At 63.3% G+C, this 20,718-nt stretch carries 19 protein-coding genes and 1 tRNA gene; 11 read left to right on the top strand and 9 right to left on the bottom strand.

Annotated elements, in window-relative coordinates:
- Position 1: 1 nt before the first annotated feature.
- Entirely contained in the window at positions 2-163 is a 162-nt protein-coding gene (locus FN835_RS21195) for a hypothetical protein (protein WP_185958623.1), read from the top strand.
- 268 nt (positions 164-431) lie between these two features.
- On the opposite strand, the gene FN835_RS08825 is transcribed toward FN835_RS21195, so the two are convergent.
- Entirely contained in the window at positions 432-1,346 is a 915-nt protein-coding gene (locus FN835_RS08825) for a LysR family transcriptional regulator (RefSeq protein WP_142662838.1), read from the bottom strand.
- Positions 1,347-1,511: 165 nt separating this feature from the next.
- Here FN835_RS08825 and FN835_RS08820 point away from each other — a divergent pair, with 165 nt between their 5' ends.
- The 3 genes from FN835_RS08820 to FN835_RS08810 are packed head-to-tail and all read left to right on the top strand — an operon-like array spanning position 1,512 to position 4,682.
- Positions 1,512-2,111, top strand: coding sequence for an alpha/beta hydrolase (locus FN835_RS08820; protein ID WP_142662837.1), 600 nt, complete (start codon positions 1,512-1,514; stop codon positions 2,109-2,111).
- Between the two features lie 57 nt (positions 2,112-2,168).
- Positions 2,169-3,743 carry an MFS transporter gene (locus FN835_RS08815; RefSeq protein ID WP_185958622.1) on the top strand — a complete coding sequence of 525 codons (1,575 nt, stop codon included), beginning with the start codon at positions 2,169-2,171 and terminating at the stop codon, positions 3,741-3,743.
- A gap of 3 nt (positions 3,744-3,746) precedes the next feature.
- Positions 3,747-4,682: a pirin family protein gene (locus FN835_RS08810; RefSeq protein ID WP_142662835.1), complete on the top strand. Its 936-nt coding sequence runs from the start codon at positions 3,747-3,749 to the stop codon at positions 4,680-4,682.
- A 13-nt stretch (positions 4,683-4,695) separates the two neighbouring features.
- Here FN835_RS08810 and FN835_RS08805 read toward each other — a convergent pair whose 3' ends face one another.
- From FN835_RS08805 to FN835_RS08795, 3 genes are read right to left on the bottom strand one after another with little or no spacing between them, the layout of a single operon-like run.
- Positions 4,696-5,568: a helix-turn-helix transcriptional regulator gene (locus FN835_RS08805; RefSeq protein ID WP_142662834.1), complete on the bottom strand. Its 873-nt coding sequence runs from the start codon at positions 5,566-5,568 to the stop codon at positions 4,696-4,698.
- Positions 5,568-7,427: an amidohydrolase gene (locus FN835_RS08800; protein WP_142662833.1), complete on the bottom strand. Its 1,860-nt coding sequence runs from the start codon at positions 7,425-7,427 to the stop codon at positions 5,568-5,570. Before FN835_RS08800 ends, FN835_RS08805 begins: the two co-directional genes overlap by 1 nt.
- The gene (locus FN835_RS08795) at positions 7,427-7,681 is read right to left on the bottom strand and encodes a DUF1427 family protein (protein WP_142662832.1); all 255 of its coding nucleotides are present in this window, start codon (positions 7,679-7,681) and stop codon (positions 7,427-7,429) included. The genes FN835_RS08800 and FN835_RS08795 overlap by 1 nt, the downstream gene beginning before the upstream one ends.
- Positions 7,682-8,104: 423 nt before the next feature.
- On the opposite strand from FN835_RS08795, the gene FN835_RS08790 reads away from it, so the two are divergent.
- Both FN835_RS08790 and FN835_RS08785 read left to right on the top strand, forming a co-directional pair.
- Positions 8,105-8,794, top strand: a complete 690-nt coding sequence (locus FN835_RS08790; RefSeq protein WP_142662831.1) for a hydrolase — start codon at positions 8,105-8,107, stop codon at positions 8,792-8,794.
- Between the two features lie 117 nt (positions 8,795-8,911).
- Positions 8,912-9,748 carry an alpha/beta fold hydrolase gene (locus FN835_RS08785; protein ID WP_221930403.1) on the top strand — a complete coding sequence of 279 codons (837 nt, stop codon included), beginning with the start codon at positions 8,912-8,914 and terminating at the stop codon, positions 9,746-9,748.
- Between the two features lie 334 nt (positions 9,749-10,082).
- Here FN835_RS08785 and FN835_RS08780 read toward each other — a convergent pair.
- The 4 genes from FN835_RS08780 to phaC form a co-directional block, all read right to left on the bottom strand.
- Positions 10,083-10,172, bottom strand: a tRNA-Ser gene (locus FN835_RS08780).
- Between the two features lie 42 nt (positions 10,173-10,214).
- A complete protein-coding gene (phaR, locus tag FN835_RS08775) occupies positions 10,215-10,799 on the bottom strand; it encodes a polyhydroxyalkanoate synthesis repressor PhaR (RefSeq protein WP_142662829.1) in 585 nt (194 codons plus the stop codon).
- 152 nt (positions 10,800-10,951) lie between these two features.
- Positions 10,952-11,419, bottom strand: coding sequence for a phasin family protein (locus FN835_RS08770; protein ID WP_142662828.1), 468 nt, complete (start codon positions 11,417-11,419; stop codon positions 10,952-10,954).
- Between the two features lie 122 nt (positions 11,420-11,541).
- Positions 11,542-13,755, bottom strand: a complete 2,214-nt coding sequence (gene phaC, locus FN835_RS08765) for a class I poly(R)-hydroxyalkanoic acid synthase (protein WP_142662827.1) — start codon at positions 13,753-13,755, stop codon at positions 11,542-11,544.
- 102 nt (positions 13,756-13,857) lie between these two features.
- On the opposite strand from phaC, the gene phaZ reads away from it, so the two are divergent.
- Positions 13,858-15,201, top strand: a complete 1,344-nt coding sequence (phaZ, locus tag FN835_RS08760; RefSeq protein ID WP_142662826.1) for a polyhydroxyalkanoate depolymerase — start codon at positions 13,858-13,860, stop codon at positions 15,199-15,201.
- Between the two features lie 39 nt (positions 15,202-15,240).
- On the opposite strand, the gene FN835_RS08755 is transcribed toward phaZ, so the two are convergent.
- The gene (locus FN835_RS08755) at positions 15,241-15,972 is read right to left on the bottom strand and encodes an alpha/beta fold hydrolase (protein WP_142662825.1); all 732 of its coding nucleotides are present in this window, start codon (positions 15,970-15,972) and stop codon (positions 15,241-15,243) included.
- Positions 15,973-16,117: 145 nt separating this feature from the next.
- On the opposite strand from FN835_RS08755, the gene thrS reads away from it, so the two are divergent.
- The 4 genes from thrS to FN835_RS08735 all read left to right on the top strand — a co-directional run bounded on the left by thrS (position 16,118) and on the right by FN835_RS08735 (position 20,678).
- Positions 16,118-18,064 (top strand): threonine--tRNA ligase, encoded by a 1,947-nt coding sequence (thrS, locus tag FN835_RS08750; protein ID WP_142662824.1) that lies wholly within the window; start codon positions 16,118-16,120, stop codon positions 18,062-18,064.
- Positions 18,065-18,287: 223 nt separating this feature from the next.
- Positions 18,288-18,494 carry a cold-shock protein gene (locus FN835_RS08745; protein WP_011747293.1) on the top strand — a complete coding sequence of 69 codons (207 nt, stop codon included), beginning with the start codon at positions 18,288-18,290 and terminating at the stop codon, positions 18,492-18,494.
- Positions 18,495-18,610: 116 nt separating this feature from the next.
- Positions 18,611-20,038: a class I adenylate-forming enzyme family protein gene (locus FN835_RS08740; RefSeq protein WP_142662823.1), complete on the top strand. Its 1,428-nt coding sequence runs from the start codon at positions 18,611-18,613 to the stop codon at positions 20,036-20,038.
- 1 nt (position 20,039) lies between these two features.
- Positions 20,040-20,678: a DsbA family oxidoreductase gene (locus tag FN835_RS08735; protein WP_142662822.1), complete on the top strand. Its 639-nt coding sequence runs from the start codon at positions 20,040-20,042 to the stop codon at positions 20,676-20,678.
- Positions 20,679-20,718 lie beyond the last annotated feature (40 nt).

Genomic DNA, 20,718 nt, shown 5'->3' with positions numbered 1-20,718 from the left:
CATGAAGGGACGATCTGGCAGCGGAGGCTTCACCGTCACGACATTGAACCCGGCCCCGCTGATCTGGCCGTCGCACCGTCGCGCTGCGCAGGCCCATGGCGATGGCGAGCAGCGCGAGGAGAAGCATCTGCAACGGGCGCGCGGCGTCGTTCCGCTGTGGTGAAGCGCAGGCGGTGAAGACATTGCCCATGCCCAGCAGGCTGACCGTGTCGATGATCCTCGTCGAGACGGAGAGCAGCAACAGGATCGCGCGAAGCGGGGCCGAGGTCGGCTGTCTTGTGATCTGTGCCGCCGCTGCGGCGGAAACGGCTGATGTGTTGATGGGTGATCTGACATGGCTGGCCTCGCGAAAGGAAACACGATGCGCTGACCAAGGTGGAGGCAGGCATCGGGTCGCGTCCTGCGGCTTTGTCCCATCTGCCTGCGGCGGGTCAGCCCCCTCCGGTCTGGAAGGCACCGGGGCCTTTCACATGCCGTTCCACGAAGTCCGAAAATAGCTGCAACCGCGCCGGGATCCGATCAAGCGGCGGGTAATAAAGCGTCAGCCACAGTTCCGGCGGTTCCCAGTCGGGCAGAATTCGGACCAGCCGGCCCGATGCCAGATCCTCCTGGATCATGAAACGCGGCAGCAGCACGATGCCCTGTCCGGCCCGCGCCAAACCCCGCATCAGGGCGGCATTATTGGCGGCCAGCGCCGCCCCGGCCCGAACCCGTTCGACCTGATCACCGCGCGCCAGTTCCCAGACCTCGGACCGGGCCAGCGGATCGTGCGCGATGCAGGTATGCGCTTCCAGATCGTGCGGGGTCGCGGGCGTGCCCTGTGCCGCAAGATAGCTGGGTGCGGCGGCCAGCACGCGGTCCACCCTACAGATTTTGCGCCAGATGCTCAGCACCTCGCGCGAGGCTCGCGAGATCCGGATCGCCATGTCGAACGTGTCATCGACGCTCTCGACAAAGGCGTCGCTCAGGATCACGGAAAACTGCACATGCGGATAGAGAATACGGAACTGGGCGATGATCTCGGGCAGCGGGTCGGCCCCGAACAGCAGCGGCGCGTTCAGCCGGATCAGCCCTGCGGTATCGCCCTGACGCTCGCGCAGCTCGTCCGTGGCGCGGTGCAGATCCGTGACCAGCGGCTCGATCCGCGCCGCAAAGGCCGCGCCCGCCGGTGTCAGCGACACCTTGCGGGTCGTGCGGATGAACAGCTGGACCCCCAGCCGATCTTCCAGCCCAGCGACGGCGCGGGTGACCGATGGCGGCGGCAGGCCAAGACTACGCGACGCGCCGACAAAGCTTGCCTCGTGCGCGACCGCCAGAAACACGCGCAGATCTTCGATTTCACCCATGATTGTCTTCCGTTCCGAGATTTTTATTCAAGACGTCAAACGCGCCGGATGATCTAACTGCCACGTATAATTACTATTAACGCAATACTGAATGCAACATTATATGTATTCATAACAACTAAATCCCGGCGCATCCTAAGCGCAACAGTCTTAGGAGACGTCACCATGACCGCTTCCGCTTTCACCCCGATACCTGCCATCGTCACCAAAGGATCGCCGCTGATCTTCGCCTTCCATGGCACCGGCGGCGATGAACATCAGTTCGCGGGTCTCGTCCCCCAGCTCTGGCCCGGTGCCGGGCTTGTCGCCCCGCGCGGGCAAGTCAGCGAGCACGGCGCGAACCGCTATTTCCGCCGCACCGGCGAGGGCGTCTACGACATGGCCGATCTGGCCCTCCGGCGTGACAAGATGATCGCCTTTGTCCGCAGCCATCTGACCCCCGGCGTTCCGGCCTATGCCTTCGGCTATTCGAACGGCGCCAACATCTTGGCCGCGATGACGCTGACCGCGCCCGATCTGTTCGACCGGGTGGCACTGCTGCATCCGCTGATCCCCTGGGATCCGGCGCCGCAGCCGGGGCTGGCCGGGGTCCGTGTCCTGATCACCGGCGGCACCCGTGACCCGATCGCGCCGCTGTCGGGAACGGAAACGCTGGCACACTACTACGCCGCGCAGGGCGCGCACGTGCAGAAGACGATCCACGCGGGCGGCCATGAGATCCGCCCCGAGGAGATCACCACCCTGAAAACCGCCTTCGAGGACTGATCCGATGATCCTGATCCTCGACATGCCCTGCGCTGACGTCCACGACGGAGAATGACCATGACGACCAAGACCGCAGGCGGGGCGTGGAGCCCGTTCCGCCAGACCGCCTTCACCGTGCTTTGGGTGGCGACCGTGGTGTCGAATATCGGCACCTGGATGAACGATGTCGGCGCAGGCTGGCTGATGACCTCGCTTGCACCCTCGCCGCAGATCGTGGCGATGGTGCAGGCTGCGACGACGCTGCCGGTGTTCCTGTTCGCGGTGCTCGCTGGCGCCGTGGCCGACATCATCGACCGCCGCAAACTGCTGCTGATCGTCAACATCGGCCTGTCGCTCGTGGCCTTCGTGATGGCCGGGATCGTGCAGTCGGGGGCGATGACCCCGGTGCTGCTGCTGATCTTCACCTTTCTGCTCGGCTCGGGCGCGGCCTTTATCGCCCCCGCCTGGCAGGCGATCGTCCCAAAGCTGGTGCCGCGCAGCGATCTGACCGCCGCGGTCGCGCTGAACTCGATGGGGATCAATATTTCGCGGGCCATCGGTCCGGCGCTGGCGGGAGTGCTGATCGCAGCCTTCGGTCTGACCTGGCCCTTCGTGCTGAACGCGATCTCCACCCTCGTCGTCATCGCCGCGCTGATCTGGTGGAAACCCGCTCGGGACGCGGAGAGCAAACTGCCGGCAGAGCATGTCCTGGGAGCGATGATCGCAGGCGTTCGTTATGCCGCCGTGACCCGGCCCTTGCGTCTGGTTCTGGTCCGCGCCGCTGCGTTCTTCCTTTTCGCATCGGCCTTCTGGGCGATGCTGCCTTTGGTGGCGCGTCAGGTCCTCGGAGGCGGCGCCGGTCTTTACGGTACGCTGCTTGCCTCGGTCGGCGTCGGTGCGGTGGCGGGGGCGCTGCTGCTGCCCGGAATCCGCGCCAAGCTCGGCCCCGATCGCACTGTCATGCTCGGCACCGCGGGCACGGCGCTGGTGCTGGCCTTGATCGCCCTGATCCCGACCGTCGCCACCGCGCTGATCGGCGGGCTGATCGCCGGGGCCTCGTGGATCGCGGTCCTCTCCAGCCTCAACGTCGCCGCGCAATCGGCGCTACCCGACTGGGTGCGTGCCCGCGGCCTTGCCATCTTCCTCACCGTCTTCTCGGGTTCGATGTCGCTCGGCTCGCTTGGCTGGGGCACGGTGGCGGCAGCGGCTTCGATCCCGACCGCGTTGCTGATCGCCGCCATCGGCCTTGTGATCGCGGTGCCGCTGACCCTTTGGGCAAAGCTCGGCAGAGCGGGCGAGGATCACCAGCCCGCCCATCACTGGCCCACGCCCGAAGCTGATCCGACCCATGACGCGGCCACCACGATCTGGATCGCCTACGACGTCCCCGCTGAGCACCACGCGCGCTTTTACGCCCTGATGCAGGAGCAACGCCGCTCCCGTCGTGCCCACGGCGCCTATGGCTGGGTGCTCCGCCAAGACGCGACCGATCCGACGCGGCATTATGAGAGCTGGCATGAGACTTCCTGGCTGTCGCACCTGCGCCATCATGATCGGGTCACGGTGGCCGAAAAGGCGCTACAAGACGATATCCGTGCTCTGCTCACCACCAAACCTCTGATCCATCACACCATCGCACACAGAAAGGGCTGACCCATGAGTTGGAACCCCACCCAACATCCCGAATGTCCCGAGAGCCTTGATACGATTGAGACGCTGATCATTCCCCGCGCCCGCGATCTGGGCGGGTTCGAGGTCCGCCGCGCGCTGCCCGCGCCGAAGCGGCAGATGGTCGGGCCGTTCATCTTCTTCGACCAGATGGGGCCGGCCGAATTCCTGACCGGTGGCGGCATCGACGTGCGCCCGCACCCGCATATCGGGCTGGCCACCGTCACCTATCTTTACAAGGGCGAATTCCACCACCGCGACAGCACCGGCGCCGATCAGATGGTCTATCCGGGCGAGGTGAACTGGATGATCGCCGGAAATGGCGTCACCCATTCCGAACGCACCTCGGACGAGATGCGCAGGAAGCCCGGAGCGCTGTTCGGCATCCAGACCTGGGTCGCGCTGCCGGAAAGCGCCGAGGATACCAACGCGACTTTCGAGCACTACGGGAAAGAGGATCTTCCGTTCCTGAACGAGGGCGGCAAGCAGGTGCGGCTGATCCTTGGCTCTGCCTGGGGCAAGACCGCGCCGGTCAAGACCTTCACCGAAACCTTCTATGCCGATGTCGTTCTGGCGGCGGGGGCCAAGATCCCGCTGCCCGACAACCATGAGGATCGCGGGGTCTATGTGACGTCAGGGTCCATCGTCGTCGCGGGTGAGACGTTCGAGGCGGGCCGGATGATGGTCTTCCGCCCCGGCGACCGGATCAGCGTGACCGCCGGGTCCGAAGGGGCGCGGCTGATGCTGCTGGGCGGAGAGACCCTGAACGGGCCGCGCTACATCTCGTGGAACTTCGTCGCCTCGTCGCAGGAACGGATCGACGCGGCCAAGGTGGCGTGGCGGGCAGGCGATTGGAAGCATGGCCGCTTTCGCCTGCCGCCCGGCGACAACAGCGAATTCATCCCGCTGCCTGACGCGCTCTGATCACGCGCTTTGCTCAAGCCAAACCCCGGCGCCAGCGTCCGGGGCTTGCGCCATGCGCGCGCTGGAACATCCGGGTGAAATGGCTCTGGTCCGCGAAGCCGCAGGCCAAAGCCACATCCACCAACGACATCTTGCTCTGGCGCAGCAGCAGGCGTGCATGGTCGAGCCGCTGACCCAGCAACCATTGATAGGGCGACATCCCTGCCGTTTCCCGGAAACTGCGGAAGAAGGTGTTGCGCGGCATGTCGAGCGCTGCGGCGACATCATCCAGGTGCAGCCTTTCGACATCATCCGACATCAGCATCGCCTTGGCCCGCGCCAGTTGCACCGGCGACAGCCGCGCCCGAGGCCGCGGCGGGCGCAGCAAGGCATGGGCCGCCGCCAGATGCTCCATCAGCCGCGCGCCGAACTCCTGACCCATGAGCGGCGCATGCAAGTGCGGCGCGGACAGCCAGCCGAGCATCCCCTGCACCAGTGCGCCCAGCCCGTGATCGACGGAATCGGCGGTCGGCTTCAGCCGCAGGGCGGAATCTGCGGGAAGCTCGATCAGCAGGAAATCGAAGACGCCTTCGGCCTCAGCGGCATAGTCCACGTCGAACTCGCGGATATAGACGCTGTTGCGGTCGAAGATCCGCTCTGAGCGCTTTGCCCCTTCACGGATTCTGCGCCGGTGCCCCGCCAGCAGCGACATCCCGAGGATCATCCCCCGGTCCTGCGCCGGGGTCGCGACATTCATCCGGATCCGGCCAGGCGCGCCCTTGCGCAGGATCGTCAGATCCCCTGCGCGGGCGCTATCGTTGTGACGCAGGCTGCCGAGCGAGCAGCCAAGGGAATCGCGCGCGCGGAGCAGCGCCTTCTGCGTTTCCGCGATCGAGACGAAGCCCATCAGACCGCCCAACAGGCGCAACCCAGCGCGCCCCAGAAGCCCTTCAGATCAGCCACCGGCAGGTTTGCGCCCCAGGCGCCGGCATGGTCATGCCCATGCACGCCGCAAGAGGACGCACAGCCGCAGCTTTGCGCGACGGTCTGGGTGATCTGATCCGCCCCCCAGGCTGCGTAGCCACCGAACTGGCGCACCGGCGACCAGTCGGGCATCGCAGGAGGCAGGTCGGTCTCGTCCAGATCGGCATAGTCGCCTTTGGCGAAGACCACCCGTCCGCCGACCATGGTCAGATCTGCGGTGATGCCCGGAATATCCGCCTCGGGGCAGGCGAAATAGTCGCGGTCGGGCATGATCAGATCGGCGAGGTAGCCGGGCGCGATCCGGCCGCGGCGGCCTTCGTCGTTCGAGAACCAGGCGACCTTTTCGGTCCACATCCTAAGCGCGGTCTCGCGGTCCAGACGATTGCGCTCGGGCGTCATCCGCAGACCGCCGACGGTCTTGCCGCTGACCAGCCAGGCCAGCCCGACCCAAGGGTTGTACGAGGCGACCCGCGTCGCATCGGTCCCGGCCGAGGTCTTCACGCCCTTTTCCAGCATTCGCGCGACGGGGGGCGTGGCCTCGGCGGCCTTGGCGCCATAGCGTTCTACGAAATATTCGCCCTGATAGGCCATGCGGTGCTGCACTGCGACGCCGCCGCCAAGCGCGGCGATCCGGTCGATGGAGCGGTCGGAAATCGTCTCGGCATGGTCGAAGAACCAGTTGATCCCTTCCAGCGGGATGTCGCGGTTCACCTTCTCGAACACGTCGAGCGCGCGGTCGATCGTCTCGTCATAGGTCGCATGCATCCGCCAAGGCCAGCGGTTCTCGGCCAGAATGCGGACGACCTCTTCCAGATCCTCCTCCATTCCGGGGGCCAGATCCGGGCGCGGCTCGCGGAAATCCTCGAAATCGGCGGCGGAGAAGACCAGCATCTCGCCCGCACCATTGTGGCGGAAATAGTCGTCGCCCTGACGGTAGGTGACTGACTTCGTCCAGCGCAGAAAGTCTTCTTTCTCCTCCTTCGGCTTCTGGGTGAACAGATTATAGGCCAGCCGGATCGTCAGCATCTGCTCATCTGCCAGCTTCTGGATGATCTCGTAATCTTCCGGGTAGTTCTGCATGCCGCCGCCGGCATCGATCACGCCGGTGACGCCCAGACGGTTCAGATCGCGCATGAAATGGCGGGTAGAGTTCAGCTGATAGTCAAAGGGCAGCTTCGGCCCCCGCGCCAGCGTCGCGTAAAGGATGCTGGCGTTGGGCCTGGCCAGCAGCAGTCCGGTCGGATTGCCTTTGGCATCGCGCTGGATCTCTCCGCCCGGAGGATTGGGGGTGTTCCTGTCATAACCCACGGCGCGCAGCGCGGCGCCATTCAGCAGTGCGCGGTCGTAGAGATGCAGGATGAAGATCGGGGTATCGGGGGCTACAGCATTGATCTCGTCCAGCGTCGGCAGGCGCTTCTCAGTGAACTGATGTTCGGTGAAGCCGCCGACGATGCGGACCCATTGCGGTGGCGGGGTGATCTCCACCTGCCGCTTGAGCATGTTCATCGCATCGGCGAGTGAGCGGACCCCGTCCCAGCGCAGCTCCATGTTGTAGTTCAGGCCGCCGCGGACGACATGGGTGTGGTTGTCGATCAGACCCGGTAAAAGGCTGCGCTTGCCAAGACCCACAAGGCGAGTGTCGGGACCGGCCAGTGCCAGGATATCTGGATCCGCGCCCACGGCAATGAACTTGCCGTCCCGGATCGCTACGGCCTGCGCCGAAGGGGCGGAGCGGTCAAGGGTGGTGATGGTGGCGTTGTGCAGAATCAGGTCGGGATGCATCAGGACTTCTTCTTGTCGGCGTCGTTGGGGGCGGCATGGGCGCTCGGCATATGTCCGAAGACATGGGCGGCAGAATGGGCGGCGCTGCCGTCCGAGGTCAACCAGCGATAAAGCGGCAGCGCCTGTTCGCCAATGAGTATCCCGAGCAGGCCGATCAGCGCCACGACCGGCGGCGCGGGCGAGCGGACCTGCAGGAGGCTGTAGATGACGCCGACCAGAAGACCCGCGCCGAGCGAGACGAGATAGAGTTTCATGAACGGGACTCCGGGGAGAGAGGGCTGGCTGACAGGGCTGCCTGACCCCCGGCGGTTCCGGCGCGGGCGGCAGAGGCCCGATCCGGGCTGTCCCGCTTATTACCCGCGCGTGGGGGTCGTTTCTTGCACGTTTGTCCCAACTGGGCAGCAGGCAGGAAAAGTATGCAAGCCGATACAATACTTCAATATTTTCCGCGTCCTTTGCGGCAGGTTTCTTCTGTGGCCCTCGGATCACCGCGCCAGACGCGGCTTCCCGCGCTGCGCTGGCCGCGCGCCTTTAATTGTTAAATATGGAATTGTGAACTTTATATTATTCCAATTATTTTCGGATGCCAGATCGGCAATTGTTGGTTCACAGACAACATCCAGACACCAAGCAGATACGGCGAACCCCGCCGACAGCCCCCCGAAAGGACCCTGACAATGACCGGCAAGCTTGATCTTCTGACCCCCTCGAACAGCCAGATCATCTTTATCGACCACCAGCCGCAGATGGCCTTCGGCGTGCAGTCGATCGACCGTCAGGTGCTGAAGAACAACACCGTTGGGCTGGCGAAAGCCGCGAAAGTGTTTGGTATTCCGACCACAATCACCACCGTGGAAACCGAAAGCTTCTCGGGCCAGACCTATCCAGAGCTGCTTGATGTGTTCCCCGACGCGGCGCTGCTGGAACGGACCTCGATGAACTCTTGGGATGACCAGAAGGTGCGCGATGCGCTGGCGAAAGCCGCCGCCGATGGCCGCAAGAAAATCGTGGTGTCGGGCCTCTGGACCGAGGTCTGCAATAACTCCTTCGCGCTCTCGGCGATGGCCGACACGGATTACGAGATCTACATGGTGTCCGATGCCTCGGGCGGCACCAGCAAGGAAGCCCATGACATGGCGATGATGCGCATGGTGCAGGCGGGGGTGATCCCGGTCACCTGGCAGCAGGTCATGCTGGAATGGCAGCGCGACTGGGCCAAGCGCGACACCTACAACGACGTGATGAGCATCGTGCGCGAGCATTCGGGCGCCTACGGCATGGGCGTCGATTACGCCTATACCATGGTCCACAAGGCGCCCTCGCGCAGCGTCCACACCGGCGAGACGCTGGCGCCGATCCCGGCCTGATTGCCTGTGTTTTCCCTGACCCCCACCCGCCGCGAGATCCTTCTTGCGACGGCGGCCCTTGCGGCCTTCCCCCTTCCCAGCCCCGCCACGAGCAGCGCATATATCGGAGATATTCAGATGGGTTATGTCACCACCAAAGACGGCGTCGAGATTTTCTACAAGGACTGGGGCCCGAAAGACGCTCAGCCGATCATGTTCCATCACGGCTGGCCACTGAGTTCGGACGACTGGGACGCGCAGCTGCTGTTCTTCGTCTCCAAAGGTTATCGGGTGATCGCCCATGATCGGCGCGGCCACGGTCGCTCTGCCCAAGTTGCCGAAGGGCATGACATGGACCATTACGCCGCCGACGCGGCCGCGGTGGTCGAGGCAATGGATCTGCGCAATGTCGTTCATATCGGCCATTCGACCGGCGGCGGCGAGGTGGCGCGCTATGTGGCGCGGCATGGTCAGGCTTCCGGCCGCGTGGCAAAAGCTGTTCTTGTCTCGGCGGTGCCGCCGCTGATGCTGAAGACGGAAGAAAACCCCGAAGGTCTGCCGATGGAGGTCTTTGACGGCTTCCGCTCGGCGCTGGCCGCGAACCGGGCGCAATTTTTCCGCGAAGTTCCGGCCGGCCCGTTCTACGGCTTCAACCGCGAGGGCGTAGAGGTTGAGGAGGGCGTGATCCAGAACTGGTGGCGGCAGGGGATGATGGGCTCGGCACTTGCCCATTATCAGGGGATCAAGGCCTTCTCGGAAACCGACCAGACCGAGGATCTGAAGGCGATCACCGTGCCGACGCTGGTGCTGCATGGCGAGGATGACCAGATCGTGCCGATCGCGGATGCGGCGCTGAAGGCAATCAAGCTGCTGGAGAACGGCACGCTGAAGACCTACCCCGGCCTGAGCCACGGGATGCTGACGGTGAATGCCGACCAGCTGAACGCAGATCTGCTGGCCTTCGTTCAGGGCTGACAATTTGCGCGGCGCCCAGGCGCCGCGCATCCAAAGGGCCAAGACGGAAAGACCCGCGGGGTCCATGTGGTGTCGATCTGAACACTCTCGATCCTCGGCCGATGTGTCAGCAGGGCCTGGAACATGTCGAAAGCGGCCCTTCCGATCTTTTCGGTGTTGCGATCGATCCGTCTCGCCGGGAGCGAGGGGCGGGTGGAAAGAGACGGTGGGCGTTTGGAGACCGATCTCGCGCGGCAGGGCAGTCTCCGAAGGGCGGATGGTCCCTGCAAACCCCTTTGGCACATAAAGAAAAAGGCCCCGCGAGGGACCTGTTTTCGGATTTGCAATGTGCAAGTGGCGGACGGTGAGGGATTCGAACCCTCGAGACGGTTCCCCGCCTACACACTTTCCAGGCGTGCGCCTTCGACCACTCGGCCAACCGTCCGTGGCAGCCCGTCTAACGTGATAGACGGGGCAGCGCAAGCGGTCAGAGTTTCGAAACGCGCTTCTGAAGTTCGGCAAGCTGCCGACGGATCTCATCCATGTCTTCGGGCTGCCCCGGCGACTTGCGGCCAGCGGCGCGCGGCGTCTCGGCATCGTCCTGATCAGGCTGGGTCGAAGCGCCGGACCAGCCCGCCGAAAGCGCCTTGAGGAACATCTGCTGTTGACGCTGCAATGCCTCGAAACCCGGCATCGAGGCCATGGGGTTCGGGAAGGTCGTCATGTTCTCCATCATCTTGGACTGGCCTTCGCGCAGCATTTCAAAGCTGGCGGCCAGGAATTGGGGAACGACGGATTGCGCCTGCGTGGTATAGCTGCGCACGAGATCGGTCAGCACCTCGATCGGCAGGACGTTTTCCCCCCTGCCCTCATGCTCGGCAATGATTTGCAGAAGATACTGACGGGTCAGGTCGTCGCCGGATTTCAGATCCACGATCTGGACCTGACGCCCTGCACGAATGAAGCCCGCAATATCCTCAAGCGTCACATAATCGCTCGTCTCGGTATTATAGAGACGGCGGCTTGCATATCGCTTGATCAAAAGCGGGGATTGGCTATCGGCCTCTGCCATGACTCCTCCAGCAATGCGTCTGCAGCATGATGGAAAAATGGTCAGCGAATTGCAAAGAAAATCGCCGCAACGCCGTGACAGGTCACGCTGCGCTGCAGCATGAAAAAGGGGCGGATGAACCGCCCCTTAGTCGAAATAGGTGATCCGATGGATCAGATTTTGGCGGTCGGCGCGGTCGCGGCAGCAGTCGCCTTTTTCACGGCAGCCTGCGTGTCGCGGGTCGCTTTTTCAGCGGCGGCCTGTGCGTCGGCTGCAATGTCCTTGCCAGCGGTCAGCATCAGATCGACGGTGTCCATCTGAACTTTCTTCGCGACCTCGGCGAAAGCGGCCATATGCTCGGCAGCCATTTCGGCAGCGGCGGTGGCGAAATCGCTCATGGCTTTTGCGTATTCGGCGGGCTCTTCCTTGGTCGAGGTCAGCTCACCCATGCGGGCGATGGTGTCCTTGGCCCAGGCGGACGAAATCTCGGTCGAACGCTCGGCGGCGGCAAGGGCGACTTTCGCCATCTTTTCGCCCAATGCGGTCTGCGACTTGAACGCGTCCTGGAAGGACGAGGTGTCCACCGGGAATTTCGCCATCATTTCTTGCATGGTCTTGGTGAAGTCAGGGGTCTTGGCCATTTTCCGTCTCCTGTAATAGGCGCGGGAAGAACGCGGCGCCGGGATGATCTGGTTGCTGTCCCCATATAAATGCTGCACTGCAGCATTTCAACAATTTTCGCTGCGCTGCAGCATAATCTTTTTTAAGACCGTTCATGCACATAGTCGCCGGGGGCCGGACCGAAGCCCTGTTCAGGTTCGCGCGCAGCGATTTTCCCGCCCGAGCGAGTCGCCAGCCATTCGCCCCAGCTTGGCCACCAGCTTCCCTCATGCTTCAGGGCATTGTCGCGCCAATGGGCGTAACCATCTGCAAACCCGGCGGTCGAGGTATAGTGGCCATATTTCTTTTTGCTGGGCGGGTTGATGATCCCGGCGATATGGCCCGATTCCGACAGGATAAAGGTCTTGTCGCGCGATCCCATCAGCGACACTCCACGCCAACTGTCATGCGCTGGCGCTATGTGATCGGTTTCGCAGGCGATGGCGCAAAGCGGCACGGTCACGTCCGATACGTGCAGGTCTTGATCCAGCAACGAAAAGCCGTCTTTGACAAATGCATTCTGCTGGCACAGCCCACGCAGATATTGCATCGCCATGCGACCCGGCAGATTGGTCCCGTCGCCGTTCCAGAACAGCAGATCGAACGCGGGCGGCGCCTCACCCATCATATAGCTGCGGATCGCCGGCCCCCAGATCAGGTCATTCGCGCGCAAAAAGCTAAAGGTGCGGGTCATCAGCTGCGCGCTTAGCACGCCCGTGCGCGTGGCTTCCTGTTCGATGCCCGAGACGAAATCTTCCTGCAGGAAGGACGTGAATTCGCCCTGATCGGAAAAGTCGGTAAGCGTGGTAAAGAACGTGGCCGAATTCACCCGCTCATCGCCGCGCTGTTTCAGCAGCGAAAGCGTCAGGGCCAGGGTCGTGCCTGCGATGCAATAGCCCACGACATTCAGCTTGGGCTGATCGGTCAGGTCCAGCACGCGGTCCAGGACATCAAGATAGCAGGAAACGTAATCCTCCATCCCCGTTTCGCCATAGCTGGGATCGGGGTTTTTCCATGCCACGACAAACAGCGTATAGCCCTGATCGACAATCCACTGAATCAGGCTGTTCTGCGGCTTCAGGTCAAGGATATAGAACTTGTTGATCCATGGCGGAAAAATCACCAGCGGGATCTCGTGCACCTGCTCGGTCGAGGGGGAATACTGGATCAGCTCGTAAAGCTTGGTCCGCGCGACCACCCTGCCCTTTGAGGTGCCGATCGACTCGCCCACGCGGAATGCGTCGCGGTCGGCCAGCGATACGATCATCTCTCCGCCATGGTGTTCGACATCGCGCACAAGGTTTTCAAGCCCGCGCACAAGGCTTTCGCCTTCGGTCGCCAGCGCCTTTTCAAGCGCATCAGGATTGGTCGCCAGAAAATTCGTGGGTGCCATCATGTCGATCATCTGGCGCGTGAACCATTCGACGCGCTTGCGGTCGGTCATGTCAGCAATGTCCAGATCGCTGGCTGCCTTGCGCATGGCGTCGGAATTGATCTGATATTGCCGCTTGATGAAGTTGAAGAACGGATGCGTTTCCCAAAGCGGGTTCTTGAACCGGCTATCCTTCGGCCCCTCATCAGGGGGAGGCGTCATCGTGCCGCGCACCATCGCGGCCTGCGCATCGGCGAAATGGCGCAGGGTTTCGCCCCAATAGCTGACCTGCTGTTCCATGATGCGTTCGGGTTGTTCGGCCAGCAGCTTCATCCATGCGCTGGCGGCGGCCGTGAACAGGTCCGCGCCCGGCCCTTCGACTCCGGGGTTCTTGGGGCGGCGCTGCGACAATGCGCCCACCAGCCGCTGGGTCAGCGACTCGATCCGCTCGATGTTCTGGGCCAACTGCTCGGGCAGGCGGCTTTGCGGACCAAAGGCGGCTTCCATGAATTCGGAGGTGGAATGGTTATGTGCCGCGTTCGCAGACTGCGGGGCATCCTGCGCAGGCGCGGTCACGGATTCGGGCGCATGGTTTTCGGGTGCATGGGTTTCGGGCGCGACACTCTCGGGCGCAGGTTTGGCGCGCGGCGGCGTGGGCTTGCGGCGGGTGGTGGTGCGGGTGTCCTGACGCGCCGCGGTGCGCGCGCGGGCTGCGGCAGCGCGGGCGGATGTCGCAGGTTTTGCGGATTTGGCATCAACGGTTTTCGAGGTGGGCTTTGCCGCAGCAGGCGCATCTTCCGGGGTGGTTACAGGCTCGGCCGGTGTTTTTGCTGCCTTTTCCGCAGGCTTGGCGCGAACTTCCACAGCAGCGCGCACCGGACGCTTGCGATCCGCCGTTCCGGCAGCATCCGCAGGCGTCTTCGGCTTGTCGTCATTCCCGGCCATAATTGACAATCCTCTCCATCCGTAAAATCATTATGCCCGACCGGAAACGCAGGTAAAGCGGAGTCCTGCCAGGCAAACCTTAATAAAAGCGAGGTTTCTGAAATGACGAGCTACAAGGGCCTGAAAGGCATCTTGTCCTATGATGCGATGGAAACGATGCGCAGCACGAACGAATGGCTTGGCGCGACGGCCAAGGCATTCGGATCCTATCCTGCCTTCGCGCTGATCCCCAACCCGATGTTCAAGCTGATGGCCGCATGGGGTCGCGTTGCCGAACGCAGCAATGCGCGCATGATCGTCAAGCCCGACTGGGACATTCCCGCCATCGTGTCCGAAGACGGTCAGGACCACATCGTCTATGTCGAGCCGGTGCTGAAACGCGACTTTGGCGACCTTGTGCATTTCCGGGTCGCCCGGCGCAACCCGATGTCGCGCAAGGTGCTGCTGGTGGCGCCCATGTCCGGGCATTATGCGACCCTCCTCCGATCCACGGTTACCTCACTGCTGCCTGATTGCGAAGTCTATGTGACAGACTGGCACAATGCGCGGGATATACCCGTCAGCGCGGGCAAGTTCGATGTCGAGGATTACACCCAGTATCTGGTCGATTTCATCCGCCATCTGGGCGCGGGCACCAATGTCGTCGCGATCTGCCAGCCCGCTCCGCTGGCGCTGGCCGCGACCGCGATTCTTGCACGCGAAGAACCCAAGGCCCAACCCAATTCGCTGATCCTTATAGGCGGCCCCATCGACCCGGATGCCAAGGCGACCGACGTGACCGATTTCGGTCATCGCATGACGATGGGAGAGCTGGATTACCTGATGATCCAGCAGGTCGGCTTCAAATATCGCGGCGCGGGGCGGATGGTCTATCCGGGTCTGGCACAGCTTAGCTCGTTCATCGCGATGAATGCCGACACCCATGCCAAGGCCTTTATCGATCAGGTCTTCGCCGAAGCCCGCGGCGAGGCGTCGGAAGGCGACCGGCACAACAAGTTTTACGACGAATATCTGGCAGTGATGGACATGACCGCCGAATTCTACCTGTCCACGGTCGAGCGGATTTTCAAGAACAACGAAATCTCGCGCAATGCCTTCACCGTGAACGGCAAACCTGTGGATATTTCGGCGATCAAGGACGTGGCGCTGATGACCGTCGAGGGGGCGAATGACGACATCTCGGCCCCCGGCCAATGCGTTGCGGCGCTGGATCTGTGCACCGGCATTCCCGCCAACCGCAAGACGCAGCATCTGGAACCGAATGCAGGGCATTACGGCATCTTTGCCGGCAAAAGCTGGCGGCTGAACATCCGTCCGCTGGTTCTGGACTTCATCGACGAACATCTTGGCGATGCGACGCCTGCCAAACGCCGTCGCGGTGGCCCGCAACCCGTTGATTGCGGCGTCAGCACCCCGCGCGAAGAAGACGGCAAGATTGCCGTTTAAAGCCACGAAGGCGCGGCCCCGGTGGCCGCGCCTTTTGCTTTATTCCAGCACATCCGCAATCGCCGCGCCGATCAGGTCCAGACATTCCGGCGTCGAAAAGCGGTGATCCGCCCCCTTGACCAGCGTCAGCCGCATATCCGGCCCGCTGGCATGGTCCAGCAGATCGGTGGCCCAGCTGACCGGCACATCCGCATCTGCCGTGCCCTGCAGGAAACGCACGGGGAAAGGCAGCGTCAGCGGCTGGGCCAGCACCTGATGATTGCGCCCATCTTCGATCAGCTTGCGCGTGATCACATAGGGATCACCGTAATCGCTGGGCCGCAGAACCTGCCCGTCGCGCAGCAGGGCGGCGCGCTGTTCGTCGGTAAATTCGGGCCAAAAGCCGCGCTCGGTAAAATCGGGCGCGGCGGCAATGGTCACCAGCCCCGCCACACGCTCGGGCATCGTCCGCGCCAGCAGCAGGCTGATCCAGCCGCCCATAGACGACCCGACCAGCACCTGCGGCCCATCCGTCAGGCTAAGAACCGCCTGCGCATCGGCCAGCCAATCGCCGATGCAGCCATCCTCGAATGCGCCATCGGATTCGCCGTGCCCGGAATAGTCGAAGCGCAGAAAGGCGCGGTTCTGCGCCTGCGCCCATGCCTCAAGCCAGACGGCCTTGGTGCCCTGCATATCGGAACGAAAACCGCCCAGAAACACCACGCCCGGCCCCTGCCCCTTGGTCTGCGCATAGGCCAGTTGCCCCTTTGGGCCTTCCAGAAATTCGGTCATGTCATGGCTCCCAAGCTGCGGCGGTGTCGTGATACGCAACCCCTAACTGCATTGACATCGCCCGGCAATCGCGCGACACCCCCGGCACAGACATAACCCGCAACCGGGCGTTCCGTGGGCGCCAAACCGACGAGGAGGACTTTCCATGTCCCAGATCTCTCTGACCTTTCCCGATGGCAATTCGCGCGACTATCCCGCAGGCGTGACGGCAGCCGAGGTTGCGGCCTCGATCGCGCCAAGCCTTGCGAAGAACGCGATTTCGGCAAATCTGGACGGCCAACATATCGACCTTGCATGGCCCATCAACGCCAGCGGTCGCATCGCCATCAACACCATGAAGGACGCAGACCCGGCGCTGGAACTGATCCGCCACGATCTGGCGCATATCATGGCCCGCGCCGTGCAGGACATCTGGCCCGACGTGAAAGTCACCATCGGCCCGGTCCGCGATCAGGGTTGGTTCTACGATTTCGACCGCGCGGAACCCTTTACCCCCGAAGACCTTGGCCAGATCGAGGCGCGGATGAAGCAGATCATCAATGCCCGCGATCCCGTCCGCACCGAAGTCTGGGACCGCGCCCGCGCCGTGGCCTATTATCAGGACCGCAATGAGCCGTTCAAAGTCGAACTGATCGACCGCATCCCCGAAGGCGAAGACCTGCGGATGTATTGGCACGGCGATTGGCAAGACCTTTGCCGCGGCCCGCATCTGCAAAACACCGGGCAGGTTCCGGCGGACGCCTTCAAGCTGACGCATGTGGCGGGCGCTTACTGGCTGGGCGACGCCTCGCGCCCCATGCTGCAACGCATCTATGGCGTGGCCTTCCGCAACCGCGACGACCTGAAAGCCCATATGACCATGCTGGAGGAGGCCGCAAAGCGCGACCACCGCAAGCTGGGCCGCGAAATGGAGCTGTTCCATTTCCAGGAAGAAGCGCCGGGCATGGTCTTCTGGCACCCGAACGGCTGGACCGTCTATCGCGAGCTTGAGGCCTATATGCGCCGCCGCCTGATCCGCGCGGGCTATAAGGAAATCAAGACGCCGCAGGTCGTGGACCGCATCCTGTGGGAAAAGTCGGGCCATTGGGAAGCCTACCGCGAAAACATGTTCATCGTTGAGGTGGACGAGGAAGGCGCCAAGGAAAAGCGCATCAACGCGCTGAAACCCATGAACTGCCCCTGCCACGTTCAGGTCTATAATCAGGGCCTGAAATCCTATCGCGACCTGCCCCTGCGGCTGGCCGAGTTCGGATCGTGCCACCGCTACGAATCCTCGGGTTCGATGCATGGGCTGATGCGGGTGCGCGGCTTCGTGCAGGACGACGCGCATATCTTCTGCACCGAGGATCAGATTCAGGCCGAATGCGCGGGCTTCATCAGCCTGCTGTCCTCGGTCTATGACCACCTTGGGTTTGCCAAGTTCGACATCAAGCTGTCCACCCGCCCCGATGTGCGCGTAGGCTCCGATGAGATCTGGGACAAGGCCGAGGCCGCGCTGAAAGGCGCCATCGAACATCTGGGCCTGCCCTATGAGATCAATGAGGGCGACGGCGCCTTTTACGGTCCCAAGCTGGATTTCAAGCTGACCGACGCGATCGGCCGCGAATGGCAATGCGGCACGTTCCAATGCGACTTCAACCTGCCCGACCGGCTGGACGCGGAATATATCGGCGAGGACGGCCATAAGCACATGCCCGTCATGCTGCACCGCGCCGTGCTGGGCAGTTTCGAACGCTTTATCGGCATCCTGATCGAAAACTACGCAGGCAAGATGCCGCTTTGGCTGGCCCCGCGTCAGGTCGTGGTTGCATCCATCGTGTCTGGCGCAGATACTTATGTGCATGAGGTCGTCGAGACCCTGCGCGCCGCGGGCATCCGTGCCGAAGCTGATACGCGCAACGAAAAGATCAACTACAAGGTCCGCGAACATTCGGTCGGCAAGGTGCCTGTCATCATGGCGGTCGGCATGAAAGAGGTCGAGGAACGCACCGTTTCAGTCCGGCGTCTGGACAAGCAGGGCAGCGAAAGCCTGACGCTTGAAATGGCGATGCAAGCGCTGGTTGCCGAAGCGACACCACCTGATCTGCGCTGATTTTCGGTCAGCAACAATTTGCCGAAGATCCCGCATAGCGCGACCAGTGGTCGCGTTGTGTGGCGCATTATTGCTTGCCTTTTGCAGCGAATCGTTCATCCTCTCATCCGCGTGAGCACGACTTTCTACCGCTCCCTTCACGGGGCAGCCGGACTTGACGGGAAAGGGCTGCACGGCCCGGCGCAATATCGCACCGGGAGGACTTGAAGGAGAGACGGTAATTATGGCTACCGGCACCGTGAAATGGTTTAACGCCACCAAAGGCTATGGCTTCATCGCGCCCGATGACGGCGGCAAAGATGTGTTCGTGCATATCTCGGCTGTCGAGCGTGCGGGTCTGACCGGCCTGAACGACAACCAGAAAATCGCCTATGAACTGCAGTCCGGCCGCGATGGCCGCAGCTCGGCCAGCGACCTGAAACTGCTCTGATCGGCAGTTCCTGCGAATTTGGAAACGGCCCGCCCCGTCGCGGGCCGTTTTCATTTCAGCAGCCCTTTCATCGCCGGGACTGACGGCATATCTGGTCGGCCATGGGGAAAGCCGCGATGAATCTGGCGCAATATGTGCTGCAGGCAGGGCTGGAGACGCCCGACAAGCTGGCCATGTCGGTGCTGGGCCTAAGCCGTGCCGACCGCTGGTCCCATGCGCGGCTGCGCCACGCGGTGCTGGGCACGGCGACAGGGCTTCTGCAATCGGGCCTTGTTCCCGGCGACCGGCTGCTGATGCGGCTGGGCAATACGCCCGCCTTTCCTGTGACCTATCTTGCGGCAATCGCCGCAGGCATCGTGCCCGTGCCCACCTCGGCACAGCTGACCGTGCCCGAAATCACGCGGCTGGCCGGGGTCATCGAACCTGCGGCCATCGCGCATGAAGATGGCGTGGCGCTGCCCGACCACGCGGCGCGCGTCATCACCGCAGGCGAAATCGCGGCATTTGCAGATTTGCCGCCCGCCGATTTCGCCCAAGGCGACCCGGACCGGCTGGCATATATCGTCTTTACCTCGGGGTCTTCCGGGCAGCCGCGCGCCGTCTGCCATGCCCATCGCGCGATCCTTGCGCGGCGCATGATGTTTGACGGCTGGTATGGGCTGACCGCGCAGGACCTTTTGCTGCATGCAGGCGCGTTCAACTGGACATTCACGCTGGGGACCGGGCTGATGGACCCCTGGACCATCGGCGCGACCGCACTGATCCCGGCGGCGGGCGTGACGCCGGAACAGATCCCGCTGATCGGCAGCCGCCACGGCGCCACGATCATTGCCGCGGCCCCCGGCGTCTTTCGCCGGATGCTGCGCGCGGACTGGAGGCCATGCGCCACCCTGCGCCACGGCCTGACGGCGGGCGAACGGCTGGACCCCGCGCTGCGCCGCGACTGGCAGGCCCGCACCGGCACCGATCTGCATGAGGCGATGGGCATGTCGGAATGCTCGACCTTCCTGTCCGGCAGTCCGGCACGCCCCGCACCCGAAGGCACGGCGGGTTTCGCCCAGCCCGGTCGCCGCATCGCGATCCGTGACGGACAACTGGCCGTGCATCGCAGCGATCCGGGGCTGTTTCTGGGCTATCTGGACCAGCCACAGGACACTGCCGCACGTTTCGACGGCGACTGGTTCCTGACCGGAGACATGGCCGAGGAAACGCCCCAAGGCGCGATCCGCACGCTGGGCCGCGCCGATGACATGATGAACGCCGGCGGCTTTCGCCTGTCCCCCGCCGAGGTCGAGGATACACTGGCCCAAGCCCCCGCCGCGGGAGAGGTGGCGGTGACGGAAATCTGCGTCCCCTCGGGCACGATCATCGCAGCCTTCTGGACCGGCGACGCCACGCCCGACGCGATGCAGAGCCATGCCGAGGAACGGCTTGCGCGCTATAAGCAGCCGCGCGAATACATCCGCCTGACCGCCCTGCCCCGCACGGCGACAGGCAAGATCAACCGCCGCGCTTTGCGCGATACCTATCGTAAGGACCGCTGACATGACCGGAACCGTTCGCCTTGACATCTTTGCCGATCCAGTCTGCCCGTGGTGTCTGATCGGCAAGGCCGAACTGGACCGCGCGCTGGAAAGCCGTCCCGACCATCCATTCGCGATCACGTGGCAGCCGTTCCGGCTGGACCCGCAAATGCCGCAGGCGGGCATGGATCACGTCGCCTATATGAAGATGAAATTCGGCGATGAGAAAGGCATCCTTGCCGCCATGAAGCCGGTGATGGAGGCCAGCGAGCGGCTGGGCCTGTGGATCAATCCCAGCCTGATCGAGCGTATTCCGAACACGCTGAACGCCCATCGCCTGATGCATTGGGCCGGGCTTGAAGGCGCGCAGACCCCGGTGATGTCCGGGCTGATGCGCGCGCATTGGCGCGAGGGGAGGAATATCTCGAACCCCGACGTGCTGGCGGATATTGGCGAAAAGGCGGGCATGGACCCCGCCATGATCCGCCGCCTGCTGGCCACGACCGAGGACCGCGACGAGGTGGCCAGCCGCGAAATCCACGCCCGCCAGCGCGGCATCAGCTCGGTCCCGACCTTCGTGGTGGCCGACAGCCATGTCGTCACCGGCGCGCAGCCCGCCAGCCTGTGGATGCAGGTCATTGATGAGCTGACGGGGGCCTGACAATCGGCAAAGCCGGTGATTATCTGCTATTCTGCGCCCA

Source organism: Paracoccus laeviglucosivorans, assembly GCF_900182695.1.
Classification (GTDB): Bacteria; Pseudomonadota; Alphaproteobacteria; order Rhodobacterales; family Rhodobacteraceae; genus Paracoccus; species Paracoccus laeviglucosivorans.
This window is presented reverse-complemented; position numbering and strand designations above follow the sequence as displayed.

Bases quoted from the DNA above. Each gene is read 5' to 3' on its own strand.
- FN835_RS21195 (WP_185958623.1), top strand. From the start codon at position 2: ATGAAGGGACGATCTGGCAGCGGAGGCTTCACCGTCACGACATTGAAC.
- FN835_RS08825 (WP_142662838.1), bottom strand. From the start codon at position 1,346: ATGGGTGAAATCGAAGATCTGCGCGTGTTTCTGGCGGTCGCGCACGAG.
- FN835_RS08820 (WP_142662837.1), top strand. From the start codon at position 1,512: ATGACCGCTTCCGCTTTCACCCCGATACCTGCCATCGTCACCAAAGGA.
- FN835_RS08815 (WP_185958622.1), top strand. From the start codon at position 2,169: ATGACGACCAAGACCGCAGGCGGGGCGTGGAGCCCGTTCCGCCAGACC.
- FN835_RS08810 (WP_142662835.1), top strand. From the start codon at position 3,747: ATGAGTTGGAACCCCACCCAACATCCCGAATGTCCCGAGAGCCTTGAT.
- FN835_RS08805 (WP_142662834.1), bottom strand. From the start codon at position 5,568: ATGGGCTTCGTCTCGATCGCGGAAACGCAGAAGGCGCTGCTCCGCGCG.
- FN835_RS08800 (WP_142662833.1), bottom strand. From the start codon at position 7,427: ATGCATCCCGACCTGATTCTGCACAACGCCACCATCACCACCCTTGAC.
- FN835_RS08795 (WP_142662832.1), bottom strand. From the start codon at position 7,681: ATGAAACTCTATCTCGTCTCGCTCGGCGCGGGTCTTCTGGTCGGCGTC.
- FN835_RS08790 (WP_142662831.1), top strand. From the start codon at position 8,105: ATGACCGGCAAGCTTGATCTTCTGACCCCCTCGAACAGCCAGATCATC.
- FN835_RS08785 (WP_221930403.1), top strand. From the start codon at position 8,912: ATGGGTTATGTCACCACCAAAGACGGCGTCGAGATTTTCTACAAGGAC.
- phaR (WP_142662829.1), bottom strand. From the start codon at position 10,799: ATGGCAGAGGCCGATAGCCAATCCCCGCTTTTGATCAAGCGATATGCA.
- FN835_RS08770 (WP_142662828.1), bottom strand. From the start codon at position 11,419: ATGGCCAAGACCCCTGACTTCACCAAGACCATGCAAGAAATGATGGCG.
- phaC (WP_142662827.1), bottom strand. From the start codon at position 13,755: ATGGCCGGGAATGACGACAAGCCGAAGACGCCTGCGGATGCTGCCGGA.
- phaZ (WP_142662826.1), top strand. From the start codon at position 13,858: ATGACGAGCTACAAGGGCCTGAAAGGCATCTTGTCCTATGATGCGATG.
- FN835_RS08755 (WP_142662825.1), bottom strand. From the start codon at position 15,972: ATGACCGAATTTCTGGAAGGCCCAAAGGGGCAACTGGCCTATGCGCAG.
- thrS (WP_142662824.1), top strand. From the start codon at position 16,118: ATGTCCCAGATCTCTCTGACCTTTCCCGATGGCAATTCGCGCGACTAT.
- FN835_RS08745 (WP_011747293.1), top strand. From the start codon at position 18,288: ATGGCTACCGGCACCGTGAAATGGTTTAACGCCACCAAAGGCTATGGC.
- FN835_RS08740 (WP_142662823.1), top strand. From the start codon at position 18,611: ATGAATCTGGCGCAATATGTGCTGCAGGCAGGGCTGGAGACGCCCGAC.
- FN835_RS08735 (WP_142662822.1), top strand. From the start codon at position 20,040: ATGACCGGAACCGTTCGCCTTGACATCTTTGCCGATCCAGTCTGCCCG.